Source organism: Streptomyces sp. TBY4, assembly GCF_024213195.1.
Lineage (GTDB): Bacteria > Actinomycetota > Actinomycetes > Streptomycetales > Streptomycetaceae > Streptomyces.
The window spans coordinates 234,651-253,290 of the sequence record NZ_JANAVF010000011.1 but is presented as its reverse complement, the minus strand read 5'-3'; the positions used below and the strand labels follow the sequence as shown (position 1 = coordinate 253,290).

Sequence of the window (18,640 nt, the reverse complement as noted above, 5' to 3'; positions counted from 1 at the left end):
GCACACCGAGAGCACGCGCCAGACGCCGCGGGGCCGCCCTGCGGGCGGCCGGCGGGACTTTGCGGACACCCCCTAGCCGTTCAGCTGCCCCAGGAACTTCGCGGGGGCCAGCTCGAGGAACTTCGACGTCCCGGCGTCCAGCCGGGCCGCCTCGGGGCTGTCGGGCGGGGCCGCCAGGCTGCGGAACGTCAGCTCCAGCACCCGGTCGCCGTCGCGCACCAGGAGCGTGGTGATCCGGGCCTGCTGCTCGGGCGGGCCGGCGAGCATCGTGCGCATCAGCGCCTCGTCGCCGAACCGCTGCTCCACCTGGAGCGGCTTGACCGGGTCATCGGCCGGGTCCACCACCTGGACGGCGATCTCGTCCTCGCCGATGCTGATCGTCCAGGCGGCGCACTCCTCGAACACCTGCCGCATGTCGGCCATCCAGCCGGCGGCTGCTCCCGCCACCCGCTCCGAGACCCCCTCGTCGACGATGATCGCGGCGTCCTCGGTGGCGAACGAGGTCCTGACCTCGTGCGCGGGCTTGTCGTTGAAGGCCCGGTTCAGCAGAGCCGTGCCCTCCGGGCTCGGGCCGGTCATCGGCGGGGGGTCCTCGTCGGACGAAGGCGATGCCAGCTCGGTGAAATCGTCCAGGCCCGCCCCGGACAGATCCGCGGCCCCCACCAGCAGTCGCCCCAGCTCCTCCGACCGGTCGGCCGAGTCCGACTGCGAGCTCTCGGTTGCGCTCACCGGTCCCCCTTCCCCTCACGCGATGGATGCGTCACGTCACCGGAGAGCCGGCTCGGTGAACAACGAAGTGATCATGACACCGGGGCGGGTGCGGACGCGCGCCCTCCGCCGCGTCACCGTCAACTGCGGCCCCGGCACGATCCGGAGGCCAGGCCTAGCCCGGCTGTACGGAGACCTCCTGGAGCAGGCCGTACGTGAACTCCGCGACGCAGGACCGTCCCGACGCGGTGAACGCCAGCCGCCACCGCGTCGGCGCGGTCCCCTCCATGGGGCGGACGGGGGCGAAGGCCCGCGCCACCTCGTCGACCGTCGCCGACCAGGGCTGCAGGTCCTCCGGGGCCTCCAGTGCGGGACCGGGCGCGCCCGGGGCCCGGACCAGCCACTCGTTCCAGACGGCCCCGTCCGGCGCGGCGAGCACCTCGAAGCGGAGGTCGGGCCAGAGCGGCACCGGCCACAGCAGGGCCTCGCAGGTCAGATCGCCGATCGTGCGGGAGGAGACGGCCTCGGGCGGGCCGAGCACCGAGCGGTAGCGGGCCAGGGCGCCCCGCGAGCGCGGCGACCGCACCATCGCCTGCCAGCGCTTGTTGGCCTCCCGCTGCTCGGCGAGGGAGGCGCCGAGCAGCCGGCGGGCCTCCTCGGCCAGCCCCGGCTGGAAGTCCGCCATCCGGCGCAGCAGCACCAGTTGGAAGCCGGCGGGGCCGAAGGGGCCCGGCGTGCGGGGCTGTGTCCCCGGCGTCCTGGTCATGGGGCAAACCCTTCCACACAGGATCCTCACGATCCCGGTATACGGCCGTTGCGGGCGAACGCGTAACCTGCGGGGCGCCATGGACTATTGCATCGCCTGCCGCAGGTACCTCAACGGCGCGCTGGCGTGCGCCGGATGCGGGACCCCGGCCGAGAACCTGATATCGGCCGCGCCCGCCGCGCCCGCCCCCGGCTCCGCCGCCGCTTTCGGAAGCGACCCGGCCGGGCTCGCCGACGTGTACGCGGACTCCCTCGTCGTGCTGTCCGGGGAACCGGAGCACGGCCGCGGCCGGGCCCGGGGCCGCGCCGCGGACCGCCGCCGGGCCGGGCACCGCCGGCGCCGCCGGACCGCGCTCACCGCGGGCCTCGGGCTGGCGCTCGCCGCCGGAGCCACCCTGGGCCTCGCCCGGCTGACGGCCGAGGGGGAGCGCACCGACCGGGCGGCGACGGTGGTGCTGACCGACGACGCGGGTCCCGCGGAGCCCGCTCCGCTGCCGGGCCTGACGGGTGAGCCGGCCGCGCCCTCGGGCACGGCTTCCGCGAAGGGGCCGGCCGCCGGCTCCGGGAAGGGCACGGCCGCGGGCACGAAGCCGGGCGGCGCGGGCCGCAGTACGCAGGCCTCCGCCGCCGGGCCGTCGGGCTCCGCCTCCGGGTCGGTGGAGCCGTCGCGGAGCGCTTCCCGGACCCCCACGTCCGCCGCCCCGAGCCCGTCGGGGTCCAGCGGCTCCGCGACCCCCGGCAAGCCTCCGGGGAAGGGTCCCAAGCCGAAGCCCAACCCGAAGCCGTCCCCGTCCCCGGAGCCCACCCAGTGCCACAACTGGTGGAACCCGCTGTGCTGGTGAGCGGGAGCCTCAGCCCAGCATCCGCCTGAGCAGGTCCCGCAGGACCGCGCGCTCGGCCGGGGAGAGCCCGGCCAGGGGCTCCCGGGCGAAGTCCAGGGACTCGCGGAGCCGGTCGGCGGTCTGCAGGCCGTCCTCGGTGGGGGCGGCCAGCTTCACCCGGCGGTCGGCCGGGTCGGGGCGGCGCTCGACCAGCCCGCGGGTCTCCAGGCGGTCCACGATGCCGGTGATGTTCGACGGCTCGCACCGCAGCTTCTGCGCGATCTTGCGCATCGGCATGGGTTCCAGGGAGAGCAGGTTCAGCACGCGGGCCTGGGCGCCGGTGAGCTGGTGGCTGGAGGCCGCGTGCTCGTACTCCTGGTGGTAGCGGGTCACGACGTCGCCGATGAGCTCGACGACCTCGAGGGTCAGGGGGTCTGCGCGACGACTGGGCATGGAACCAGCGTACCCATTTACTTGACAACATGAAATATCAAGGCGCATGGTTGTTTCAGTTCCTGAAGCATTTGGCCGTTCTTCCCCCATCCAGGAGTGACGCATGTCCGAGATCCCCGCCGTCAGCCGTGAGTGGCACCTCGTCCGCCGCCCGCAGGGCTGGCCCGTCGCCGAGGACTTCGCCCTGCGCGAGGTCCCGGTGAACGCCGAGCCCGCCGCCGGCCGGATTCTGGTGCGCAACCTCCACATGTCCGTGGACCCGTACATGCGCGGCCGGATGAACGACGTGAAGTCGTACATCCCGCCCTTCCAGCTCGACAAGCCCATGGACGGCGGCGCGGTCGGCGAGGTCGTGGCCTCGGCCGACGAGCGCTTCGCGGTCGGCGACCACGTCCTGCACGGCCTGGGCTGGCGCGAGTACGCGGAACTGGACGCCAAGCACGCCACCAAGGTGGACGCCGGGCTCGCCCCGCTCTCCGCCTACCTCGGCGTCCTCGGCATGCCGGGCCTGACCGCCTACGCCGGACTCTTCGAGGTCGCCTCCTTCAAGGAGGGCGACTCCGTCTTCGTCTCCGGCGCCGCCGGGGCGGTCGGCAGCCTCGTCGGCCAGTTCGCGAAGATCAAGGGCGCCTCCCGGGTGATCGGCTCCGCCGGCTCCGACGAAAAGGTGACGCTCCTCACGGAGAAGTACGGTTTCGACGCCGCCTTCAACTACAAGAACGGCCCCGTCGCCCAGCAGCTGAAGGAGGCCGCGCCCGAGGGCATCGACGTCTACTTCGACAACGTCGGCGGGGACCACCTGGAGGCCGCCATCTCCTCCCTGAACGTCCACGGCCGGGCCACCCTGTGCGGGGCGATCGCCCAGTACAACGCCACCGAGCCCGTGCCCGGCCCGAGCAACCTCGCCCTGGTCATCGGCAAGCGGCTGCGCCTGCAGGGCGTGCTGGTCGGAGACCACGCGGGACTGCAGCCGCAGTTCGTCCAGGACGTGGCCGGCTGGCTGCGCTCCGGGGAGCTCGTCGCCGACGAGACGGTCGTGCGGGGAGTGGAGAACGCGGCCGACGCCTTCCTCGGAATGCTGCGCGGTGACAACACCGGAAAGATGATCGTTTCTTTCACCGGTTAGGCTCACTCCACACCGCCGTGACGCGTGGGCGCGAGTCCCGGCGATTTACCAGGAGGATTTCCTTACATGTCCATCCAGCAGTCCGACGTCGCGTACACCGCTGTTGCCACCGCCGAGAACGGCCGTGACGGTCGCGTCGCCACCAACGACGGTCGCCTCGACGTCGTCGTGAACCCGCCGAAGGAGCTCGGTGGCAGCGGCGAGGGCACCAACCCCGAGCAGCTGTTCGCCGCCGGCTACAGCGCCTGCTTCCAGGGTGCGCTCGGCGTCGTCGCCCGCAACGAGAACGCCGACATCACCGGCTCCACGGTCACCGCCGAGGTCGGCATCGGCAAGAACGACGACGGCTTCGGCATCATCGTCAAGATCTCGGCCTCCATCCCGAACGTGGACGCCGCCACCGCCAAGGACCTCATCGAGAAGGCCCACCAGGTCTGCCCGTACTCCAAGGCGACCCGCGGCAACATCACGGTCGAGCTCGCGGTCTGATCTCCGACCCGCCCGACCGGTTCGCCCGGTCAGCCGAAGGCCGCACCCAGGCACCGGGGTGCGGCCTTCGTCGTGCCCGGGCTGCCCGGCCTGCCCGGCGTCCCCCCGCCCGGAGGCCCGTCCTAGACTGGGACCATGCGTGATCTTGCGGGGGGATTCGGCTATCTGCTGGCCGGACAGCGATGGGTACTGCGCCACGGACGGTGGCTGGGCTTCGGGCTGCTGCCCGGGCTCGTCTCCCTCGTGCTGTACGCCGGCGCGCTCATCGGCCTCGGCTACGGCGCCGACGACCTGACCGCCTGGGCGACCCCCTTCGCCGACGGCTGGTCCTCCCCGTGGCTCGGGCTCTTCCGCGGCTTCCTGACCGCCCTGGTCTTCTGCCTCGGACTCTTCCTCGCGGTGATCACCTTCACCGCCGTGACCCTGCTCGTGGGCCAGCCCTTCTACGAGTCCCTCTCGGAGCAGGTCGACCGCACCGAGGGCGGCGAGGTCCCGGAGTCGGGCCTCACGCTCGCCCAGGAGCTGTGGATCTCCGCCCGCGACAGCCTGCGGATCCTCGGCCGGGTGCTGCTCTTCGGGATCCTGCTCTTCGCACTCGGCTTCGTCCCGGTGGTCGGGCAGACCGTGGTCCCGGTCCTCGGCTTCTGCGTCTCCGGCTTCTTCCTCGCCCAGGAGCTCACCTCCGTCGCCCTGATGCGCCGCCGGGTGCAGCTCACCGAGCAGCTCGCGCTGCTGCGCGGGCGGCGGATGCTGGCGCTGGGCTTCGGCGTGCCGCTCGTGCTGTCCTTCCTGGTGCCGCTCGTCGCCGTGTTCCTGATGCCCGGCGCGGTGGCCGGGGCGACCCTCATGGTCCGGGACCTGGTGGGCGAGGACGCGGAGCAGGACCGGGAGCAGGAGCAGGGACCGGGCCAGGTGCAGAACCATGCGCAGAGCCAGAGCCACGCGCAGGGCCCGGGCCAGTTGCAGGGCCAGGGCCAGGCGCAGGGCAAGCGGCTCAGCGCTTCCTGAGCAGGGTGATCGCCCCGGTGGTGTCCTCGCCGGAGTGGGCCGCAGGATCGCCCGCCAGCCGCTCCCGCATCAGGTCCAGGTAGGGACTGATCAGCTCGGGGCTGACCCCCTGCTCCGCGGCGGTGCGCAGATAGGTGGCGCTCGCCGTGACCTGCATGGCCAGGTTCGATTCCACGCCCGTGGTGAAGTCCCCCGAGACCAGCCGCTCGGCGGCGGCGCCCGCGAAGAAGCCCATCGCCCCCAGCCACTCGGTCAGCAGCGGAGCCAGGTCCTTCGGGGAGATGTCCTCGCCCTCGATCAGCGCGAAGGCGTGCGAGATCCCGGCGAAGAGCCCGGTCATCGCGCTCAGCAGGGCCACGTCGTGCAGGGCCGCGTGGCCGGGGTCGGAGCCGACGAAGCGGGCGCCGGCCGGGACCTCCAGTGTGCTGCGGTGCTCCTCGAACAGGCCGGGCGAGCCGCTGTAGAAGGTGTAGGCGCCGGCCGCGGGGGCGCCGATCATCGACGGAGTGCCCATGATCCCGCCGTCGAGGAACCGGGCCCCGCGCTCCTGGGCCCACGCGGCCCGGGCGCGGCCGTCGGCGGGCGTGCCGGTGGTCAGGTCGACCAGGTCCTTGCCGGAGAGGTCCAGGCCCTCCAGGGCCTCGCCGACGCTGGCGTGGTCGAGCAGGCAGACCACGATCAGGCCGTTCGCCGCCACCGCCTCAGCGGGGCTCGCGGCGACGACGGCGCCCTCGGCCGCGAGGGCGGCGGCCTTGGCGTGGGTGCGGTTCCAGACGGTGAGGGGGTGCCCGGCGGCGAGCCAGGTGCGGGCGAGGGCGGTGCCCATCGAGCCGAGCCCGAGGAGGGTGAGCGGGGTCTTCGCGGAGGTCTCGGCAGTGGTGTCCGGGCTGGTCTTCGGGCTGGTCTTCGTGCTGGTGTCGGTCATGCCGTTTAGCCTGGTGGAGGGCCGTCAGGTGCTCAAGTACGCACTTCGGAGTGGGTGGTTACCCCGAGGTGAGCGAACAGGTGGGGAGGGGTGCGCGATGGCGTTGACACAGCGGCCGGGCGCGGATCACTGCGGGATCGCCGCGGCGATGTCCGTGATCGACGGCAAGTGGAAGGTGTCGGTCCTGTGGGAGCTGGAGCAGTGCCCGCGACGCTTCGGCGAACTGCGGCGCCTGGTCCCGGGGGTCTCCGAGAAGGTGCTCGCCGCCCAGCTGCGCGAGCTGGAGACGGACGGGATCGTCCACCGCGAGGTCTACGAGGAGGTCCCGCCCCGCGTGGAGTACTCGCTGACCCCGCTCGGGCAGGAGCTGAACGAGGCCCTGGAGGCCCTCGGTGCGTGGGGCGCGAAGCACATGCTGCCCGACGCCGCCCAGTCCCAGGCGGCGCAGACCCTGGCGGCGCAGGCCCCGTAGCGGCGCAGGCCCGTAGGCCCGGGGCCGTGACCCCGGGCCCCGCGGGCCCCGGCCCTCACTCCGGGCGGCGGAACAGCGCCGTCCAGAGGAAGGCCTCGCCGAAGGAAGCGGAGGACGCGGGCTCGTCGTTCATCCGGCGCAGCTCCACCTCGGTGAGCTCCCCGAAGATCCGGCGCAGCGCCTCCGGGGTGTACGCGAGCCCACCCTCGAGGCGCGCCCGGCCGTAGAACTCGGCGTCGGGCAGCTCGGAGCCCATCGCGCCCGAGGCGAAGCAGGTCAGGGCGAAGCGGCCGCCCGGGGCCAGCAGCCGCTCCAGCAGGGCGAGGTAGCTGATCCGCCGGTGCGGTGGCAGGTGGTGGAAGCAGCCCGAGTCGTAGATCAGGTCGTACGGGCCCACGAGCCCGGCGCCGGCCGCGCCGAAGGCGTCCCCGTGGTGGAAGCGGACCGGCGCCCCCGCCTCGCGGGCCCGCTCCCCGGCCCAGGCCAGGGCCGTCGGGGAGAGGTCGACGGCGTCCACCTCGAAGCCCCGGGAGGCCAGGTGCAGGGCGTTGCGGCCGGGCCCGCAGCCGAGGTCCAGGGCGCGGCCGCCCGCGGGGATCAGGCCTCGGTCGAGGCAGGAGACGAGGTTCTCGTCGGGCTTCGCCACGAAGAAGGGAACCGGCCGCTCGCGGTCCGCGTAGAAGCCGTCCCACCAGGAGGATCCGGCCTCCGTCCAGCGGTCCGCCTCTGGTGCGAAGAGCCCGTCCAGGAGGGCGAGCACATCGTCGACACTGCGTATGTTCCGGTCCATCCGAACCCCCTTCAGCTGTCCCCGATTTTATCGGCTGACACGATGAAAGCCCAGGTCAGGCGGGGTGTGGAGGGCGGCTGGCGGGCGCTGTGACGCCCTGCGGCCGGGCGGCCGGGGCCCGCCCCCGCGGGTGGGGACGCGGGGTGGTCCAAGGGCCCGCACAGCGCCCCCAGGAGCCCTTTCCCGGCGCGGCCGGCGCCTGTTTCCGTACGGGTTCCGCAGCCGTGTGCGCCCGTACGCGAACCCCGCCCGGCGGGTGCGTCCCGGACGCCCCGTCAGGCCGGGGCGGGCGTCGTACGCGAGCCCGAGCCGTCCGCCCGGCCCCCCGCCGGCACCTCCGCCGGCACCTCCGCCACGACCACCGAGGGCGTGTGCGCGTCCGCCTCGGCCAGCAGGGCCCCGCCCGGCGCCCATACGGCCGCGCCCCCGCAGCCCGTCCACGCTCCGGCGGGTCCCACGTGGTTGGCGAGGGCCACGTACATCCCGAAGTCCCGGGCGATCCCGGTGTGGACCGCCGCCCGCTCGGCGATCCCGTCGCCCGTTCCGTAGAGCGAGCTCGCCAGGTGGACCCGGCAGCCGGCCGCGGCGCCCGCACCGGGCACGTCCGCGAAGTGGTTGTCGAAGCAGATCCCCAGGGAGAAGCGGATCCCGCCGAGTTCGAAGCGGCCGGGCACGGTCCCCGCGGCGAAGACCTCCCGCTCCTGCCGGAACAGGTGCTGCTTGGCGTACGTGGTCACGTGCGCGCCATCCGCGTCGTGGACCAGGGTCGCGATGACGGGCCGGGGGCCGTCCGTGCGCAGCGCGACGTTGACGGCGGTGGCAATCCCGGCCGAGCGGACGGGGTCCAGCCGGGGGTCCTCGGCGTCGGCCAGCCACAGGCCGGGGTCGGCGCCGAGCGGGGCCAACTCGTAGCCGGTCAGGGTGAGCTCGGGGAACACCACCAGCCCGGCGCCCTCCTCCCGGGCCCGTACGGCGAGCGCGGCCGCCCGTACGGCGTTGGCGGACACGTCGGCGGGGACGCAGCTCAGCTGCGCGGCAGCGATCTTCACCCGCCCCAGCATGCCAGCCCGGCGGCCGGGCCCCGGACGGTCCGGACCGGCCCCGGATCAGGTCGCCTCGGTCCCCTGGATCAGGTCCAGGAAGGCGCGGAAGGTGCCGGGCATGTCCACGGTCTCCGGGTCGAGCAGCCACTGGTACTGGAGGCCGTCCATCACGGCGGCCAGCAGCGGGGCCGCCTGGTCGGGGGTGAGGCCCGAGGGGAGCCGCTCGCCGAACTCCGCGCGCAGGACGTCCGCCATCGCGGCGCGCACCTGCGCGTACCGCTCGGCGAAGAACTCCCGGGCCGGGTGGCCGTCGGTGACGCTCTCGCCGAGCAGCGCCGAGAAGGTCTGCACGATGCCGGGGCGCATGGCGTTGTACTCCACCAGGGAGGCCAGCAGGTCCGGACGCCAGGTGTCGGCCATCGCGCGGGCGCCGCCGCCGGTGTCCCAGCGGTCGCGCTCCTCCAGGACGGCGACCAGCAGCGCCTCCTTGGTCGGGAAGTAGTGCAGCAGCCCCTGCTGGGTCAGGCCCACGCGCTCGGCGACCGTGCCCAGGGCGGCGCCCCGGTAGCCGCGCTCGGCGATCACCTCGACGGCCGCGCGGACGATCTCCGCGCGCCGTTCCTCAGTCCTGGCCCTGACCATCGCCCCGCACCCCTTCCGTTCCACACCTGCCAGCAGGACCGTACGGCATCCAACTATCACGAACAGATTACGAACCCTACCGCTCTACAGGGAACGGGTCCACCATGGGGTCACCGCGCCGCACCGCGCACCCGCACCCAACGAGGAGGCATGGCCGTGACCGATGCCGATCAGGTCCGCAACGACGCCGTAGAGGCGGCGCTGGGCAAGCTGGATCTCGACACCAAGGCCCGGCTGCTGGCCGGCCAGGACATGTGGTCCCTGCCCGCCCTCCCCGAGATCGGGCTGAAGTCCCTGGTCTTCTCCGACGGCCCCATCGGGGTGCGCGGCGTGCGCTGGACCGCCGACGACCCGTCGATCGCGCTGCCCTCCCCGACCGCGCTCGCCGCCGCCTGGGACCCCGCCCTCGCCCGCCGGGCCGGCCGCCTCCTCGCCCAGGAGGCCCGCCGCAAGGGCGTCCACGTCCTCCTCGCGCCCACCGTCAACTTGCACCGCTCCCCGCTCGGCGGCCGGCACTTCGAGTGCTACTCCGAGGACCCGTACCTCACCGGCGAGATCGGCAGCGGCTACGTCAGCGGCGTCCAGGACGGCGGCGTGGGCACCACCGTCAAGCACTTCGTCGGCAACGACGCCGAGTCCGAGCGGTTCACCGTCGACAGCGTCATCGCCCCGCGCCCGCTGCGCGAGCTCTACCTGGCCCCCTTCGAGGCGATCGTCGCGAACGCCCACCCGTGGGGCATCATGACCGCCTACAACCGGGTCAACGGCGTGTTCATGAGCGAGAACAGCCACCTCGTCAACGAGGTCCTGCGCGCCGAGTGGGGCTTCGACGGCGCCAACGTCTCCGACTGGATGGCCGCCCGCTCCACCACGGGCGACATCCTGGGCGGCCTCGACGTGGTCATGCCCGGCCCGGTCGGCGTCTACGGCGCCCCGCTCGCCGACGCCGTCCGCTCGGGCGAGGTCCCCGAGTCCGCCGTCGACGAGGCCGTCCGCAACGTCCTGCGCCTCGCCGCCCGCGTCGGCATCCTGGAGGGTGCCCCCGCCGTGGTCGGCGAGGCTCCGGCCCCCGTCGACGGCCAGGCGCTGGCCCGCGAGCTGGCGGCCCGCGGCTTCGTCCTCGTACGCAACGAGGCCGCCGCCGACGGAAAGCCCGTGCTCCCGCTCGATTCCTCCGCCGGCCGCACCGTCGCCCTCGTCGGCGCCGCCGCCCGCGACGCCCGCGTCCTCGGCGGCGGCTCGGCCACCGTCTTCCCCGAGCGGATCGTCTCCCCGCTGGACGGTCTGACCGCCGCCCTCCCCGACAGTGCGCTCACCTTCTCCGTCGGCGCCGACCCCAGCGAGGAACTGACCCCCGCCGGCAAGGGCTTCGAGCTCCGCGCCATCTGCCGCGACGCCTCCGGCGCCGTCCTCGGCACGGGCTCCCTGCCCACCGGCCAGGTCCAGTGGATCGGCGACGACCTGCCCGAGGGCGCCGCGTACGAGACGATGGCGAGCATCGAGGTCACCGGTACGTTCGTCCCGCGCGAGAGCGGCGAGCACGCCTTCGGCACCCGCGGACTCGGCGCCTTCACCCTCGCCGTCGGCGGGGAGGTCCGCTGGGAGGGCGTCCAGCGGATGGGCAACGAGGCCGACCCCTTCGAGGCCTTCTTCGGGGCCCCCAACGAGCGGGCCCGCATCACCCTCACCGAGGGCGAGGCCGTCGAGGTCTCCCTGACCTACCAGGTCCCCGACGTGAGCGCCCTGCCGCTCAAGGCGATCATGTTCTCCTTCCTCCACCTCGGCCCGCAGCGCTCCGCCGACGAGCTCATCGCCGAGGCCGTGGAGGCCGCCCGGCACGCCGACACCGCCGTCGTGGTGGTCGCCACCACCGAGCGGGTGGAGTCCGAGGGCTTCGACCGCACGGACCTCTCCCTCCCGGGCCGCCAGGACGACCTGGTCCGGGCCGTCGCCGCCGTCAACCCGAACACCGTGGTCGTCGTGAACGCGGGCTCCCCGGTGGCGCTCCCGTGGCGCGAGGACGTGGCCGCGGTGCTGCTGACCTGGTTCCCCGGGCAGGAGGGCGGGGCCGCGCTGGCCGACGTACTCCTCGGCGAGGCCGAGCCGGGCGGGCGGCTGCCCACCACCTGGCCCGCGGAGTTCGCCGACGCACCGGTCACCGAGGTCGTTCCCACCGACGGGCGCCTGGAGTACCACGAGGGTCTCTTCATCGGCTACCGGGCCTACGAGAAGCACGGGACCGCCCCGGCCTTCCCCTTCGGGCACGGCCTCGGCTACACCGACTGGGCCTACGAGTCCCTGGAGGTCACCCCCGCGCGGGCGACGGTCCGCGTCACCAACACCGGCGGCCGGGCCGGCCGCGAGACCGTACAGGTCTACCTGGCACCCGTCGAGGACTCCGTCGAACGCCCGGCGAGCTGGCTGGCGGGCTTCGCGAGCGTGACCGCCGGGGCCGGCGAGAGCGTCGAGGTGGAGATCCCGCTGCCGGAGCGCGCCTTCGAGATCTGGGACGAGCCCTCCGGCTCCTGGCAGCGGATCGGCGGCGGCTACGAGGTCCGCGCGAGCCGTTCGCACGGCGACACGCGGCTGACGGCGACCCTCGATCTGTAATGGCCGGAAATCACCCGTGCTGAGCTGACCGGCGAGCCGTGGTGATCACACGAACTGGACCGGGGGCGGGCCCTGACACCCGCCCCCGGTCCGATCCGTTCCCAGCGCGTCAACGCGGAGGCTCGGCGGAGGTCACCTGTCGGTGCGCCAGTTCCGCGAGCCGCGCCTGCCCGCCCTTGCCCGGATGGAACCAGTCCCAGCGGCTCAACTGCTCCGCCGAGAAGGGGTACTGGAACACCGCGCCGCCGTCGTAGCGGCACAGCTCGTCCTTCGCGCAGACCTCGCGCAGCACCTCGTTGTACTCGACCACGCGCGCCCGCACCTGCTCCCGCCGGGCCGTCGCGCCGGCGGCCGCGGAGGTCGGATCGGCGAGCATCGACTGGCAGATGCCCAGCTTCCACACCTGGCGCACCATCGGGTCGTCCTTGCCCTGTTCCCACAGCCGCTGGAGGTCCGGGACGCTGGAGACGTACACCTGCGAATCCGGCGAGGCCGCCCGCAGACCGGCCAGCGCCTTCTCGAAACCGGTGCGGAAGGCGGCCACCGGAGTCATCGACGAAGGCGAGGGCCGGCAGGCGTCGTTCGAGCCCACCATCACCGTGACCAGGCCCGGCCTGTGCTCGGCCGCCGAGGCCAGCTGACCCGGCAGGTCCGCCATCCGGGAGCCGGTCACCGCGTAGTTCCAGCTGCGCGCGGGCACCGCGGCCTCCCCGAGCAGCCGGGCCGCCAGCGAACGCACCTCGGGGTCGTCACCGGTGGCCCAGGAGGCCTCCGGACAGTCGGCCAGCACCGAACAGGCGTCGAAACCGCGCGTGATGGAGTCGCCCACGGCGGCGACCGAGGCCGGCGCGGTGTTCCAGCGCGGGGCCGCCTGCGCCCCGCGTTCGCCGCCGGCCTTCGGAGCGTCCGCCGAACACCCGGTCAGCGCGGCCGCCGCCAGGGCCAGCAGGGCGGCCGCCGTACCCGCACCAGCGCCCGCGGAGGTCCGACGCGCGCGGCGGCGTGGGGCGGTGGTGCGCATGCGGGCGGTCCCTCCTCGTCGCCCCCGCGTCATTCGGGGGCGTCCTGCTGAGTGAATGCTCTGTGTTTGCGGGCCTCGGAGCGACCGTACGTCACACCATGACCCCCGGCGCACGGTAGCTTTTTCCCGTGGCGTTTCGGCCGCAAGTCCCGCAACGCAATGTCAAATAATTTCCGTTACATTACATCACGTCACATACTGTCCGTTTTCTGGAGTTTATTCCCGACCTCGTCCCACACTGGAGGTCCCGGTGACGACACGTGGAGTCCTGTACGTGCACTCCGCACCGCGCGCGCTCTGCCCGCACGTGGAATGGGCTGTTGCGGGGGTGCTCGGGGTGCGGGTGAACCTCGACTGGATCCGTCAGCCCGCCTCCCCGGGCACCTGGAGAGCCGAGTTCTCCTGGCAGGCCGAGGCGGGCACCGCATCGAAACTCGCCTCCGCGCTGCGCGGCTGGCACCTGCTGCGCTTCGAAGTGACCGCGGAACCCTGTCCGACCGCCGAGGGCGAGCGCTACAGCTCCACCCCGCACCTGGGCATCTTCCACGCCGTCACCGGCATGCACGGCGACATCCTGATCCCCGAGGACCGGCTGCGCGCCGCCCTCGCCCGGTCCGCGCACGGCGAGACGGACCTGGAGGAGGAGATCGCCAAACTGCTCGGCAAACCCTGGGACGACGAGCTCGAACCCTTCCGCTACGCGGGCGAGGGCGCCCCGGTCCGCTGGCTCCACCAGGTGGTCTGAGGCCCGACACGCCGAAGGCCCACCCGGATCATCCGGGTGGGCCTTCGGTTTAGGCGCAAAGGGGGGGGGCTCAGACGGTGCGGAACGCCAGCGAGACGTTGTGGCCGCCGAAACCGAAGGAGTTGTTGATCGCGGAGATCGGGCCTTCGGCCGGGAGCTTGCGGGGCTCGTCGCGCACGATGTCCGCGTCGATGTCCTCGTCGATGTCGTCGAGGTTGATCGTCGGCGGCGCGAGGCGGTGGTACAGCGCCAGCACCGTCGCGACCGTCTCGATGCCGCCCGCGCCACCCAGGAGGTGGCCGGTCATCGACTTCGTGGCCGAGATCGCGATGTGGTCGAGGTCGTCGCCCAGCACCTTGCGCAGGGCCTTCAGCTCGGCCGTGTCACCCTGCGGGGTGGACGTGGCGTGCGCGTTCACGTGGACCAGCTCGGCCGGGTCCAGACCCGTGTTGTCGAGCAGGTTCTGCAGGGCGGCCGACACACCGCGGCCGGTCGGCTCCGGCTGCGCGATGTGGTGGCTGTCCGCGGACAGGCCCTGGCCCAGCACCTCGCAGTAGACCCGGGCGCCGCGCGCGGCGGCGTGCTCGGCGGACTCCAGGACCACGACGCCCGCACCCTCGCCGAGGACGAAGCCGTCACGGGCCTTGTCGTACGGACGGGAGGCCGTGGTCGGGTTCTCGTTGTTCTTGGACATCGCCATCATGTTGGCGAAGGCCGCGATCGGCAGCGGGTGGATCGCCGCCTCGGTACCGCCGGCGACGACCACGTCGGCACGGCCGGTACGGATCATCTCGACGGCGTAGCCGATGGCCTCGGCGCCGGACGCGCAGGCGCTGACCGGAGTGTGCACGCCCGCGCGGGCGTTGACCTCCAGGCCGACGTTGGCCGACGGGCCGTTGGGCATGAGCATGGGGACGGTGTGCGGGGAGACCCGGCGCACACCCTTTTCCTTCAGTACGTCGTACTGGTCGAGCAGGGTGGTCACGCCGCCGATGCCGGAGGCGATGACCGTGCCCAGGCGCTCGGGCGCGATGGACGCGTCCTCGCCCGCCGGGGCGGTGTAACCGGCGTCGGCCCACGCCTCGCGGGCCGCGATGATCGCGAACTGGGCCGAGCGGTCCAGCTTGCGGGCCAGCGGCCGGGGGAGGACCTCGCTCGGGTCCACTGCGACGGTGGCGGCGATGCGGACCGGGAGTTCGGCGAAGCGCTCACCTTCGAGAGGCTTTACGCCGGAACGGCCGGCGAGCAGACCTTCCCAGGTCGAAGCGCTGTCGCCACCCAGCGGAGTGGTTGCGCCGATACCGGTGACGACCACGGTGCGATTGGTCGGGCTCACAGGAATTCTTTCTCCACGTTTCAGGGGGTGAATTGTCACGGCGCCACCGCGGGGTGGCGACAAACGCTCGTCAGGCTCAGGCCTGGTGCTTGGCGATGTAGCTCGCGGCGTCGCCGACGGTCTTGAGACCCTTGACGTCCTCGTCCGGGATCTTCACCTCGAAGCGCTCTTCGGCGGCGACGACGACCTCGACCATGGACAGCGAGTCGACGTCCAGGTCGTCGGTGAAGGACTTCTCGAGCTGGACGTCCTCGACCGGAATGCCGGCGATCTCGTTGACGATCTCCGCGAGACCTTCGACGATTTCTTCCTGGGTGAAGGCCATGTTGGCGCTCCTTCTATAGCTAGCTGGGGGTCAAACGGAACCCGGGATGTGGATCCCGGGTCCTAGGGGAGGGTAACGACCGTGGCGGCGTAGACGAGTCCCGCCCCGAAGCCGATGACGAGCGCGGTGTCGCCGCTCTTCGCCGCTCCGGTCGCCAGGAGCCGCTCCATTGCGAGCGGGATCGAGGCGGCCGAGGTGTTGCCGGTGGTTTCGACGTCACGGGCGACCGTGACGTGCTCCGGCAGTTTCAGAGTCTTCACCATCGAGTCGATGATCCGCATGTTCGCCTGGTGCGGGATGAAGACGTCCAGGTCATCGGCGGTGATCCCGGCTGCGTCGAGCGCCTGCTGGGCCACCTTGGCCATCTCGAAGACGGCCCAGCGGAAGACCGCCTGACCCTCCTGCGTGATGGCGGGAAACTTTTCGCCGCCGTCCTTGCCGAGGTACTCGTCCCACGGCACGGTCTGCTTGATGGTCTCCGACTTGTCGCCCTCCGAGCCCCACACCGTGGGGCCGATGGCCGGCTCGTCCGAGGGGCCGACGACCACGGCGCCCGCTCCGTCACCGAAGAGGAAGGCCGTCGCGCGGTCCTCCAGGTCGGTCAGGTCCGAGAGCCGCTCCACGCCGATGACGAGGACGTACTCGGCGGAACCTTCCACCACGAGGCCCTTGGCCAGGGTCAGGCCGTAGCCGAACCCGGCGCAGCCCGCGGAGATGTCGAAGGCGGCGGGCTTGCCCGCACCGATGCGGTGCGCGATCTCGGTCGCCACGGCCGGGGTCTGCTTGAAGTGCGACACCGTCGAGACGATCACGGCGCCGATCTTCTCCGGGGTGATCCCGGCGTCGGCCAGGGCCTTGCCGGAGGCCTCCACCGACATCGCGGCGACGGTCTCCTGCGGAGAGGCCCAGTGCCGCGTCGCGATACCGGAACGGGAGCGGATCCACTCGTCGGAGGAGTCGATGGTTTCGAGGATGACCTCGTTCGGCACCACGCGGGTCGGGCGGTAGCCGCCGACACCGAGGATGCGGGCGTACGGGGAGCCCTTGGCAGGCTTGATCTTCGACATGCTGAGTGGGCTCCTTCTCTCAGACCGCGTGCTCGGCGACGAGCGCCGCGGCCTTGTCGAGATCGTCCGGGGTCTTCAGCGCCACGCCCGGTACGCCCTTCAGCGCGCGCTTGGCCAGACCCGTCAGGGTGCCACCGGGGGACAGCTCGACGATCCCGGTGACGCCCAGAGAGGCGAACGTCTCCATGCACAGGTCCCAGCGGACCGGGTTGGCCACCTGGCCCACCAGCCGGGCGACGACATCGGCGCCCGTGGTCACGACCTGACCATCCTTGTTCGATACGTACGTCAGCGCCGGGTCGGCCGGGGAGAGGGCCTTCGCGGCCTCCTCCAGACCGGCGACGGCCGGAGCCATGTGGTGCGTGTGGAAGGCGCCCGCGACCTTGAGGGCGACGACCTTCATGGAACCCTCGGGCTTCTCGGCCTCCAGGGCCGCGATCTGCTCCACGGTTCCCGCGGCCACGATCTGGCCCGCGCCGTTGACGTTCGCCGGGGTCAGACCCAGCTTCTCCAGGTGCGCCACGACCACGTCGGGGTCCCCGCCGAGGACGGCGGCCATGCCCGTCGCGGTGATCGCCGCGGCCTCGGCCATGGCGAGTCCGCGGGTGCGGACGAAGGACAGCGCGTCCCCGTCGGACAGGACGCCGGCGTACGCGGCGGCGGTGATCTCGCCGACGCTGTGGCCGGCCGTGGCGCCGAAGGCACCCGGGCCGGTCCGGGCGGTCAGTTCGGCCGCGGCGAGCAGGCCGGCGGCCACCAGCAGGGGCTGTGCGACGGCCGTGTCGCGGATCTCGTCCGCGTCGGCCTTCGTGCCGTAGTGGGCAAGGTCGAGCCCGATGGCGTCCGACCAGCCGGCGACGCGGTCAGCGGCGCCGGGCAGTTCGAGCCAGGGAGTCAGGAAGCCGGGCGTCTGTGCGCCTTGGCCGGGAGCGACGAGTACGAGCACCCTCACACTCTCTCTTGTGTTCGGTCCGCGCCGCCCGTGGGGACAGGGACGAAGAACCATCGGGGTAATTGTTGATGTCCGACAAAAGCTTAGGACTGCGGATCGCCGTCGGCCAGACGCCCGAGGATCAGGGCGATTCGCAGCGTGAACGCAGAACGGACATCCGAGGGCGACCAGCCGGTGACGTCTGTCACACGTCGGAGCCGGTAGCGCACGGTGTTCGGGTGTACGAACAGCATCCGGGCGGCTCCTTCGAGGCTGCTCGCCTGCTCCAGGTAGACACTCAGCGTTTCCAGCAGGGCCGAGCCGGCCTCTTCGAGCGGTCTGTAGATCTCCTCCACCAGCTGCTCGCGGGCCGCAGGGTCGGAGGCGATCGCGCGTTCGGGCAGGAGATCGTCCGCGAGCACCGGCCTCGGCGCGTCCTGCCACGCCGTGCAGGCCTTGAGCCCGGCCGCGGCGGCCTGCGCCGACTTCGTCGCGTTCAGCAGGTCCGGGACCACCGGGCCGGCGACCACCGCACCCGCCGCGAACGGCCCGATCAGCGACTTCGCCACCTGCATCGGATTGTCGCTGCCGCCCGCGATGACCACGAGCCGGTCGCCCAGCACACCCGTGAGCACCTGCAGCTTGTGGTGCCGGGCCGCCCGCCGGATCGCCTCGACCGTCAGCTCGCTGTCGCCCTCCGGAGCGGTGCCCAGCACCACGCACACGTGCTCGGGGGAGTTCCAGCCCAGGGCCGCGGCCCGGGACAGCGCGCCCTCGTCGGCCTCCCCGGACAGCACCGCGTTGACCACCAGGGACTCCAGCCGGGCGTCCCACGCACCGCGCGCCTCGGCGGCCTGGGCGTACACCTGGGCGGTCGCGAAGGCGATCTCCCGGGCGTAGACGAGCAGGGCCTCGCGCAGGATCGACTCGTCGCCGGGCGCCGCGACCTCGTCGATCGCGGTCTCCATGACCTCGATCGTGGTGCGCACCATCTCGACGGTCTGACGCAGGGTGATCGCCCGGGTCAGCTCGCGCGGAGCCGTCCCGAAGACATCGGTGGAGATCGCCTGCGGGGTCTCCGGGTGCCGGAACCACTCGGTGAACGCGGCGATGCCGGCCTGGGCGACCAGGCCGATCCAGGACCGGTTCTCCGGCGGCATCGCCCGGTACCACGACAGCGTCTCGTCCATGCGCGCGATGGCGTTCGCGGCGAGCCGGCCGGAGGACTTCTCCAGCCGGCGCAGCGTCGCCGAGTGCGGATGGGGCGGAGCCGGATGCGCGGAGTGGACCGCGGGTGAATGCTCACGTTCGGGTTGGGGCACGTGACAAGACTGCCTTATCGGGACGGCTGCGCGGAGTCGGG

General features: G+C 72.7%; 20 protein-coding genes. 7 read left to right on the top strand and 13 right to left on the bottom strand.

The window, feature by feature from the left end:
- Positions 1-72: 72 nt before the first annotated feature.
- Together NLX94_RS25815 and NLX94_RS25810 are read right to left on the bottom strand one after the other, a co-directional pair.
- Positions 73-729 carry a hypothetical protein gene (locus NLX94_RS25815; RefSeq protein WP_254385465.1) on the bottom strand — a complete coding sequence of 219 codons (657 nt, stop codon included), beginning with the start codon at positions 727-729 and terminating at the stop codon, positions 73-75.
- 154 nt (positions 730-883) lie between these two features.
- A complete protein-coding gene (locus tag NLX94_RS25810; RefSeq protein WP_254385464.1) occupies positions 884-1,474 on the bottom strand; it encodes a hypothetical protein in 591 nt (196 codons plus the stop codon).
- Positions 1,475-1,553: 79 nt separating this feature from the next.
- Between NLX94_RS25810 and NLX94_RS25805 the strand changes: the two genes are divergently transcribed.
- Positions 1,554-2,315 (top strand): hypothetical protein, encoded by a 762-nt coding sequence (locus NLX94_RS25805; protein WP_254385462.1) that lies wholly within the window; start codon positions 1,554-1,556, stop codon positions 2,313-2,315.
- A 9-nt stretch (positions 2,316-2,324) separates the two neighbouring features.
- On the opposite strand, the gene NLX94_RS25800 is transcribed toward NLX94_RS25805, so the two are convergent.
- Positions 2,325-2,747 (bottom strand): MarR family winged helix-turn-helix transcriptional regulator, encoded by a 423-nt coding sequence (locus NLX94_RS25800; protein ID WP_254385460.1) that lies wholly within the window; start codon positions 2,745-2,747, stop codon positions 2,325-2,327.
- A 103-nt stretch (positions 2,748-2,850) separates the two neighbouring features.
- On the opposite strand from NLX94_RS25800, the gene NLX94_RS25795 reads away from it, so the two are divergent.
- The 3 genes from NLX94_RS25795 to NLX94_RS25785 all read left to right on the top strand — a co-directional run bounded on the left by NLX94_RS25795 (position 2,851) and on the right by NLX94_RS25785 (position 5,370).
- Positions 2,851-3,873 carry an NADP-dependent oxidoreductase gene (locus NLX94_RS25795; RefSeq protein ID WP_254385459.1) on the top strand — a complete coding sequence of 341 codons (1,023 nt, stop codon included), beginning with the start codon at positions 2,851-2,853 and terminating at the stop codon, positions 3,871-3,873.
- 66 nt (positions 3,874-3,939) lie between these two features.
- Positions 3,940-4,362: an organic hydroperoxide resistance protein gene (locus NLX94_RS25790; RefSeq protein WP_254385458.1), complete on the top strand. Its 423-nt coding sequence runs from the start codon at positions 3,940-3,942 to the stop codon at positions 4,360-4,362.
- A gap of 135 nt (positions 4,363-4,497) precedes the next feature.
- Positions 4,498-5,370 carry an EI24 domain-containing protein gene (locus NLX94_RS25785; protein ID WP_254385457.1) on the top strand — a complete coding sequence of 291 codons (873 nt, stop codon included), beginning with the start codon at positions 4,498-4,500 and terminating at the stop codon, positions 5,368-5,370.
- Here the strand turns inward: NLX94_RS25785 and NLX94_RS25780 are convergent.
- Positions 5,357-6,295, bottom strand: a complete 939-nt coding sequence (locus tag NLX94_RS25780; protein ID WP_374684021.1) for an NAD(P)-dependent oxidoreductase — start codon at positions 6,293-6,295, stop codon at positions 5,357-5,359. The two genes, NLX94_RS25785 and NLX94_RS25780, sit on opposite strands and share 14 nt — an antisense overlap.
- 97 nt (positions 6,296-6,392) lie before the next feature.
- Here NLX94_RS25780 and NLX94_RS25775 point away from each other — a divergent pair, with 97 nt between their 5' ends.
- Positions 6,393-6,767 (top strand): helix-turn-helix domain-containing protein, encoded by a 375-nt coding sequence (locus NLX94_RS25775; protein ID WP_254385456.1) that lies wholly within the window; start codon positions 6,393-6,395, stop codon positions 6,765-6,767.
- Between the two features lie 55 nt (positions 6,768-6,822).
- Here the strand turns inward: NLX94_RS25775 and NLX94_RS25770 are convergent, their stop codons facing one another.
- The 3 genes from NLX94_RS25770 to NLX94_RS25760 all read right to left on the bottom strand — a co-directional run bounded on the left by NLX94_RS25770 (position 6,823) and on the right by NLX94_RS25760 (position 9,242).
- The gene (locus NLX94_RS25770) at positions 6,823-7,557 is read right to left on the bottom strand and encodes a class I SAM-dependent methyltransferase (RefSeq protein WP_254385455.1); all 735 of its coding nucleotides are present in this window, start codon (positions 7,555-7,557) and stop codon (positions 6,823-6,825) included.
- 275 nt (positions 7,558-7,832) lie between these two features.
- Positions 7,833-8,606: a carbon-nitrogen hydrolase family protein gene (locus NLX94_RS25765; protein ID WP_254385454.1), complete on the bottom strand. Its 774-nt coding sequence runs from the start codon at positions 8,604-8,606 to the stop codon at positions 7,833-7,835.
- Between the two features lie 57 nt (positions 8,607-8,663).
- Positions 8,664-9,242, bottom strand: coding sequence for a TetR/AcrR family transcriptional regulator (locus NLX94_RS25760; RefSeq protein WP_254385453.1), 579 nt, complete (start codon positions 9,240-9,242; stop codon positions 8,664-8,666).
- Between the two features lie 150 nt (positions 9,243-9,392).
- Between NLX94_RS25760 and NLX94_RS25755 the strand changes: the two genes are divergently transcribed.
- Positions 9,393-11,852, top strand: a complete 2,460-nt coding sequence (locus tag NLX94_RS25755; RefSeq protein ID WP_254385452.1) for a beta-glucosidase — start codon at positions 9,393-9,395, stop codon at positions 11,850-11,852.
- Positions 11,853-11,961: 109 nt separating this feature from the next.
- Here NLX94_RS25755 and NLX94_RS25750 read toward each other — a convergent pair whose 3' ends face one another.
- Entirely contained in the window at positions 11,962-12,873 is a 912-nt protein-coding gene (locus NLX94_RS25750; protein ID WP_254385451.1) for an SGNH/GDSL hydrolase family protein, read from the bottom strand.
- A 250-nt stretch (positions 12,874-13,123) separates the two neighbouring features.
- On the opposite strand from NLX94_RS25750, the gene NLX94_RS25745 reads away from it, so the two are divergent.
- Complete coding sequence (locus tag NLX94_RS25745; protein WP_254385450.1) at positions 13,124-13,618, top strand: DUF3145 domain-containing protein; 495 nt, start codon at positions 13,124-13,126, stop codon at positions 13,616-13,618.
- Between the two features lie 70 nt (positions 13,619-13,688).
- Here NLX94_RS25745 and fabF read toward each other — a convergent pair whose 3' ends face one another.
- From fabF to NLX94_RS25720, 5 genes are all read right to left on the bottom strand, one after another.
- Positions 13,689-14,954 carry a beta-ketoacyl-ACP synthase II gene (gene fabF, locus NLX94_RS25740; protein ID WP_254385449.1) on the bottom strand — a complete coding sequence of 422 codons (1,266 nt, stop codon included), beginning with the start codon at positions 14,952-14,954 and terminating at the stop codon, positions 13,689-13,691.
- 76 nt (positions 14,955-15,030) lie between these two features.
- Positions 15,031-15,279: an acyl carrier protein gene (locus tag NLX94_RS25735; RefSeq protein WP_254385448.1), complete on the bottom strand. Its 249-nt coding sequence runs from the start codon at positions 15,277-15,279 to the stop codon at positions 15,031-15,033.
- Between the two features lie 62 nt (positions 15,280-15,341).
- A complete protein-coding gene (locus tag NLX94_RS25730; RefSeq protein ID WP_254385447.1) occupies positions 15,342-16,346 on the bottom strand; it encodes a ketoacyl-ACP synthase III in 1,005 nt (334 codons plus the stop codon).
- Positions 16,347-16,365: 19 nt separating this feature from the next.
- The gene (locus tag NLX94_RS25725; RefSeq protein WP_254385446.1) at positions 16,366-17,292 is read right to left on the bottom strand and encodes an ACP S-malonyltransferase; all 927 of its coding nucleotides are present in this window, start codon (positions 17,290-17,292) and stop codon (positions 16,366-16,368) included.
- An 89-nt stretch (positions 17,293-17,381) separates the two neighbouring features.
- A complete protein-coding gene (locus tag NLX94_RS25720) occupies positions 17,382-18,599 on the bottom strand; it encodes a helix-turn-helix domain-containing protein (protein WP_254385445.1) in 1,218 nt (405 codons plus the stop codon).
- Between the last annotated feature and the right edge of the window lie 41 nt (positions 18,600-18,640).